Source organism: Oleiphilus sp. HI0123 (assembly GCF_001635315.1).
The window spans coordinates 1-6,696 of the sequence record NZ_LWGE01001209.1 but is presented as its reverse complement, the minus strand read 5'-3'; the positions used below and the strand labels follow the sequence as shown (position 1 = coordinate 6,696).

The window sequence follows — 6,696 nt, the reverse complement described above, 5'->3', positions numbered from 1 at the left end:
ATGTGTTTTCTTCTATTGAGTTGAATAAGACTTTATCGCTTTGGCTATGTATGCGTCAGTGTATATGACTAAGAAAGGCATGACCTTCATTCGCTGCGGCTATCCTAATCAAATTATATGTGCGCAGCAAAACTTAGCGAATTAAAAAAATGAGAGAATAAATCCAAGCGACTGGCTTTGAGTCTCAACAAAAGTTAAATGACATCCCTCCTGGCAGCGTTTATTATTCGCAACTAGGTTTGTTCATTAAACTAGCTAACCCTCTCGCTACTCATACTGGATCTCTGCATTGCCAACATTATCGCCATTTAAAGCTCCATCAAAGCGCATCTTCATAAGAGCAGTGCCTTTAATGTTAAGCATGAGCGCATCTGTCTGGGCAAATGATAATAGTTCGCTAACAACAGAGGCATGCTCATCAGCAAAGTCTGCGTCACCTTCAACAGAGCTGACATCAGAAAAACCGGTTAAGCCTGAAGAAGGTATTGTGATTCACGCCAAGGAAGTTAACTACCTTCCTGATGAAAACCTGGAGCTTAAGGGCGATATCGAATTTACTCACGGGCCTTACCATGCTCAAAGTAATGAAGCATCCATTAACAAAATTAGCCAGACAGCTGAACTTAAAGGCGACATCGTACTAAGCAGCCCCGATCTGATACTAAAAGGTGACAGCGCAACGGTAAATATGACCAGCGATAGAGTTTCGGTCATCAATGCCAGCTTCTCGAACCCCAAAACTTCAATTAACGGCAAAGCTTCAGAAATAACACGGGCAGACGAAAATACGCTGCTCATTCATGATGGCTTATTTACCAGCTGTCCGCCCGAGAAAAGAGACTGGGCCTTCGCTGCAGAAAACATTTCTCTCAATAGAGAAGAAGGCTTCGGCCAAGCAAAAAACACCCGTTTTCTGATTAAAGATACGCCTGTGATGTACATTCCCTGGTTTTCGTTTCCGATCGATGACCGCCGTAAGTCGGGCTTCTTATATCCTTCATTCGGTACCTCAAATACAGAGAACGGCATATTTCTATCGACCCCCTATTATTTTAACTTAGCGCCCGACTACGATGCGACGTTTACGCCCAGCTATGTTCATGGCAGAGGGGTACATTCCGATCTAGAACTTCGGCATGCTAGCACTTATACCAATAGCGAGCTCAACTTAGGCTACATCAGCAAAGACAAGTTCTATAATAGCGAGCAGAAAGCAATCGGCCCAGATGACACGGACGCTCGCTGGGGCCTCAGCTTTAGTCAGGATATCAATGCGCATCATGACGGCTGGTATGGCACGCTCAAATATAGCCAGATCAGCGACTTTGACTACCTGGATGATTTGAACCAGGGGCTGAATATAAACCGAAGTGATAACCTTGATCGAAGGGCTGAACTCCATTATTCAGAGGATAACTGGCGATTCAGCTTCTTGATGCAGCAATACAAAAGTATCGATGAAACACTGCTGGCAAGCGAACAAGCTTATCAACGCTTACCTGAACTAAATTATCAATTCGGTTCTATCTACAAACAACTGCAACTCGACTGGCACAGCCAATATGTCTACTTCTATCGTGACCAGGAAGGTCTCGTCGGGGATGAACGTATTATAGGCTCACGCGTTCGACACCAGCCCAAGGTATCATTGCCTTTATCTAAGAGCTGGGGCTATATCAGCCCATCTGTAAGTATCGACCATACCGACTACTTTCTTGAAGATTATACGCCTGTCGACAATAATATCTCTCGCACCATTCCAATTTATGAACTTGATGCGGCTTTATTCTTCGACCGAAGTTCTTTATTCAGTGAAAGCCAATTCTTCAAGTCATCCACGATTCGCCACAGCTTGGAACCACGAGCTTACTATGTGAATGCCAAGAGCGTAGACCAAGATGCTCTTCCTAATTTCGACAGTACCTTACCTAGCTTCAACTATCAGCGACTGTTTAGTCCCTATCGCTTTAGTGGCGGTGATCGAGTCGGTGACAATAACAGCCTGACGATAGGTATCACCAATCGTTGGACCGACATGCAAACTGGGCAAGAGAAAGCTATTGTCAGCATTGGCCAGGTTTACCACTACGATGATCGCGAAGTTGGCATAAATGGCGTTGGAGAGGCCGACCGCAAAGACTCCCTGCTGGCGACCGAGTTTATCTTCCGTCCCTATCCAGGTGTAGAGCTGGCAACGAGTGGTTTATGGGATGCCAGAAACAACCAGACCCAGGAAGGCAATACGAGTTTGCACTTACACAGTCAAGACTACCGTCATGTGCTGAATTTCAGCCATCGCTATATCCAGGGTGAGCTAGAGCAAATCGACACCTCTTTTATTGCGCCTATTTATCCTCAAACCAGTCTAATAGGCCGTCTTCGTTACGACCTTGAGGAAGAGCGCAGCATTGGTTCGCTTGCAGGCATTGAATATAGTAGCTGCTGCTGGCGCGTTCAATTGCTAAGTCAATCTTATCTAGATAGTGATAGCGAAGTCTTACATGGGTTTTTGTTCCGTTTTCAACTAAGTGGTGTTGGCGGTTTTGGACAAAGTACCCGTAGAATGGATCAACATATTCCGGGCTATGCGGCCCGAGAAGAAATTTTAAATTAGAGTTATTTATAGTTATGGCGATGTTTACTCACACCCACAAAAAATCACCTTCAATTCTGAGCCTATTATTTAGCACCCTACTAGGACTTAGCTGTATGGCCTCTGTGGCTCATGCTGAAGAAAACTCTAGACCTGAACTGAGGCCAAATGCAGTACTTCTAGACAAAGTCATCGCCATTGTCGATGACGATATCGTGATGCAGTCTGAGCTAGCCCAACGTGTAAACTCGATCACTAAACGCTTACAGCGCCAGAATACCCCTCTTCCCTCGTTGTCAGTTATGCGACAGCGTGTGCTTGATCAATTAATTCTTGAAAGCATCCAGCTACAAATGGCAAATCGTACCGGTATTCGTATTGGTGATGCCCAGCTTAATACCACTCTAGAGAATATCGCTCGTTCGAATAACATGACGCTCTCTCAGTTTGAAGCGCAACTTGAGCTAGAAGGCGACACCTACGCCAGTGCTCGTGAACAAATACACCGGGAAATGGTCATCTCCAGAGTTCAAAAAAGACAGGTTGACCAACGCGTAAGAGTCACCGAGCAAGAGGTTCAAGCATTCTTAGCCTCAAAAGAAGGTCGAACACAATCTGGCCTTGAGTACTTGATTGGCCATATCTTAATCGCACTCCCTGAATCAGCAGATAAAGAACAAGAAAGAGTAGCGCTAGATAAAGCAAACAACATTCTTAAAGAACTCAAGGCAGGTGAAGATTTCCAGAAAACGGCTGTTGCGCAATCTGACGGTCGCCAAGCACTTGAAGGCGGTGTAATTGGCTGGCGTAAAGAAAGTGAGCTACCAACTATCGCAGCTGACATCATACCCAGTTTGGCCATTCAGGAGCCCTCATCACTTATTCGTACCGGAAGTGGCTTCCACATTGTTACCGTGCTAGATAAACGCGGTGGTCAGGAAAAGCTAATTGAGCAATCGCAAGTCAGACATATTCTGATTTCACCAAGCGAGATTAGAACTGAAGAAGAAGCAAAAGAAATCATCTACAAACTTCACGAACGCCTACTGGGTGGAGACGACTTTGCTGCCATAGCCAAGTCCAATTCAGATGACCCGGCTTCCGCTATTGATGGTGGTAATCTTGATTGGGTTAATCCTGGTCAAATGGTTCCTGCTTTTGAACAAACAATGACTCAGACAAACGTAGGCGAGTTAAGTGAGCCTTTCCGTTCTCAATTTGGCTGGCACATCCTTCAAGTAACAGAGCGACGCGTGAAAGATATGGCAGAGTTGATTCAGAATAACCAGGCTCAGCAAACCCTACATCGCCGCAAATTTGAAGAGGAGCTATCCAACTGGCTGCTCGAAATAAAGGGCGAAGCTTATATCGAAATTAAAGAAGAGTTTGCAGAAGAATCCTAAGCATGGCCGAGAATATTTCTAACGCCCCTCCTGTACTGGCACTCACGCCTGGTGAGCCAGCCGGTATTGGCCCTGAATTAGTCATTCAACTAGCGCAAAGCGAGCTAGCCTGTTCACTGCTTATTTTTGCTGATAAGCAAATGATGGAAGAACGGGCGGCACTCTTGAATCTTGGCTTCTCAGTAAAAGATTGGCAGGAGTATTCTCGGCAAAATGAACCTGGGCTATATATTCAACACGTCTCGCTCGCTCGCCCTTGCCAAGCCGGTCAGCTCAATGTGGCCAACGCCTCCTATGTCGTTGAATGCCTTGACCAGGCGATTGATGCTTGCTCATCAGGTCGTGCCGATGCCTTGGTTACTGCCCCCTTACACAAAGGCATCATCAATGACTCGGGTACTGCTTTCACAGGGCACACCGAACACCTGCAAATGCGATGCGGCGTTAGTAAAGTTGTGATGATGCTAGCAAGCCCTCGTATGAAAGTGGCACTAGCAACGACTCATCTTCCTTTAGCAGAAGTTAGTCGTAATATTACCCCTGACAACCTGAAACAGGTCATTCAGATTCTCATTGACGACCTGAAGAGCAAGTTTGGTATCAAGCAACCACGTATTCTCGTGGCAGGCTTAAACCCTCATGCAGGTGAAAACGGCCATATGGGCAGGGAAGAAATCGATATTATTGCGCCTGTTATGGCAAGCTTTAAGAGCCAGGCAGAATTACTAGGCCCCTTACCTGCCGATACCTTATTCAATAAAAAATACTTAGAAGAAGCCGATGCAGTACTGGCCATGTATCACGATCAGGGCCTACCTGTGTTAAAGTTCGATGGCTTTGGTGAGTCGGTCAATATTACGCTCGGCCTGCCGATCATCCGTACTTCAGTAGACCATGGCACAGCACTAGATCTCGCTGGCAGCGGGCAAGCAGATGTCGGTAGTTTGAAAACGGCCGTAGATATCGCTTTGCAAATGGCGTCCGCTCAAGGCTAAACAAACAGTTTAACACCCAAAATTCAAGAGAAGGCAGGCAAGATGGCTAAACACAATCAGAAAGCAGGTCACCAGGCTCGTAAGCGCTTTGGTCAAAACTTTCTTCATGACGACGCAGTCATCAGCCGAATCATTAGCGGCATCAACCCCCAACCTGATGATCGTTTGGTAGAGATTGGGCCTGGTCTTGGTGCGCTTACTGAACCCTTGCTTGAGGCAAGCGAAGGAAATCTCCAAGTCGTAGAGCTTGATCGTGACTTGATCCCTATCCTGCGCACAAAATTCTTTAACTATCCCGACTTCGTCATTCACGAATCAGATGCCTTGAAGTTCGACTTTGATCAACTGGCAGATGACGAACATAAGTTAAGAATCGTCGGCAACCTGCCTTATAACATATCAACACCGCTCATCTTTCATTTGCTGGAAAGCATTACTAACCTGAAAGACATGCATTTTATGCTACAAAAAGAAGTAGTAGAGCGTATGGCTGCAGCACCGAGCACTTCACACTATGGCCGCTTGGGTATCATGACTCAGTACTATTGCCGTGTTCAACCACTGTTTATTGTCGGCCCTGAATCATTTGACCCGGCACCAAAAGTTGAGTCAGCCATTGTCCGCCTGGTTCCGCATGCTACGCTTCCTTATCCTGTTGAATCGGTAGAGCGTCTTCAGCATATTGTACGCACAGCCTTCACTAAGCGTCGTAAAACTCTACGTAATGCGCTCAGCGGCGCAGTAGAACCTGAAGCACTTGAGGATTTGAATATCGATGCAGGGCTGCGACCAGAGAACCTGACGGTGGAACAGTTTACTCAGTTAGCGAATTGGAAAAAGTACTAAGAACTAGCTCTCTAAGCCTTACCAAGGCAGAGGCTCAACTCTTGATTGCCAATGCATCGTAGCCAGGTCATCTGTTAAGACCTCTGTTTGCGCCACTACCTTTCGCCAGTAGCTTATTCGCTCTTGGTCACTTAGATTCAAGAAGTCATGACGATCAGGGATTTTCTTATAAGGCAGGCTGGCCACAAATTCTTCTGATGGCACCAGCATAATCGTCTTGGCGTAGTTTGCTTTGCTCGGTTTTCGCCAAGGTCGATATTGATTGATCCAGCCCTTGTCAAACCAGCCCGGCACCGGAATATTCGCAAAGTGTGGAAACAGAACAAAACCATCTTTAGGCAACAAAGGTAAGTCAAAAGCATAATCTGTAATGCCCCCATCTTGGGGTCCTAGGGATTTTGCCTCCATATATCGCAAAACCCTCTGAAGCTCCCGTCTGCCGTGGCCTGTAGAGGGCTATTAATTTCTAATTCACCAAAAATTTGTTATCTTCTTTGACCTTTAGGTCAAAGAATGAGCAGAGACAAACGGCTATCAATTCTCACTGCCGCGGAAATCGAGGATTTATACAGCGTTCCTTCCTTCAACGAGTCTTATCAGCGGTTTTACTTCGCGCTAAATGATAAAGAACTTGCGGAGCTATCCAGAATACGGCAACGCAAGTACCGTTGTGTTGCCGTTGCATTGTTGGGCTACTTCAAATGCAAACCGATCCTGCTCAACCCGAGTTATAAATCCATGCAGGATGACTTGGCATTTATTGCGCGATTTCACTTTAAAGACCTCAAGTTTCGGCGCTTTAGTTTGAAAGCGGACCAAAAATCCCGCATCTATGAGCGTGTTTTATCAATTGCTGGAG

At 46.0% G+C, this 6,696-nt stretch carries 6 protein-coding genes; 5 read left to right on the top strand and 1 reads right to left on the bottom strand.

Annotated elements, in window-relative coordinates; all coding sequences use genetic code 11:
* Positions 1 to 361: 361 nt before the first annotated feature.
* The 4 genes from A3761_RS13680 to rsmA all read left to right on the top strand — a co-directional run bounded on the left by A3761_RS13680 (position 362) and on the right by rsmA (position 5,837).
* Positions 362 to 2,614 carry an LPS-assembly protein LptD gene (locus A3761_RS13680; protein WP_068553418.1) on the top strand — a complete coding sequence of 751 codons (2,253 nt, stop codon included), beginning with the start codon at positions 362 to 364 and terminating at the stop codon, positions 2,612 to 2,614.
* 95 nt (positions 2,615 to 2,709) lie between these two features.
* The gene (locus A3761_RS13675; RefSeq protein ID WP_068750351.1) at positions 2,710 to 3,996 is read left to right on the top strand and encodes a peptidylprolyl isomerase; all 1,287 of its coding nucleotides are present in this window, start codon (positions 2,710 to 2,712) and stop codon (positions 3,994 to 3,996) included.
* 2 nt (positions 3,997 to 3,998) lie between these two features.
* On the top strand, positions 3,999 to 4,991 hold the full coding sequence (gene pdxA, locus A3761_RS13670; protein ID WP_197470102.1) for a 4-hydroxythreonine-4-phosphate dehydrogenase PdxA: 993 nt from the start codon (positions 3,999 to 4,001) through the stop codon (positions 4,989 to 4,991).
* A gap of 42 nt (positions 4,992 to 5,033) precedes the next feature.
* Positions 5,034 to 5,837, top strand: a complete 804-nt coding sequence (gene rsmA, locus A3761_RS13665) for a 16S rRNA (adenine(1518)-N(6)/adenine(1519)-N(6))-dimethyltransferase RsmA (protein ID WP_068511087.1) — start codon at positions 5,034 to 5,036, stop codon at positions 5,835 to 5,837.
* Between the two features lie 18 nt (positions 5,838 to 5,855).
* On the opposite strand, the gene A3761_RS13660 is transcribed toward rsmA, so the two are convergent.
* Positions 5,856 to 6,245, bottom strand: a complete 390-nt coding sequence (locus tag A3761_RS13660) for a hypothetical protein (RefSeq protein WP_068509196.1) — start codon at positions 6,243 to 6,245, stop codon at positions 5,856 to 5,858.
* Between the two features lie 105 nt (positions 6,246 to 6,350).
* Between A3761_RS13660 and A3761_RS13655 the strand changes: the two genes are divergently transcribed.
* Positions 6,351 to 6,696: DUF4158 domain-containing protein (locus A3761_RS13655; protein ID WP_156491842.1), on the top strand; the 346-nt coding region annotated here is incomplete at its 3' end.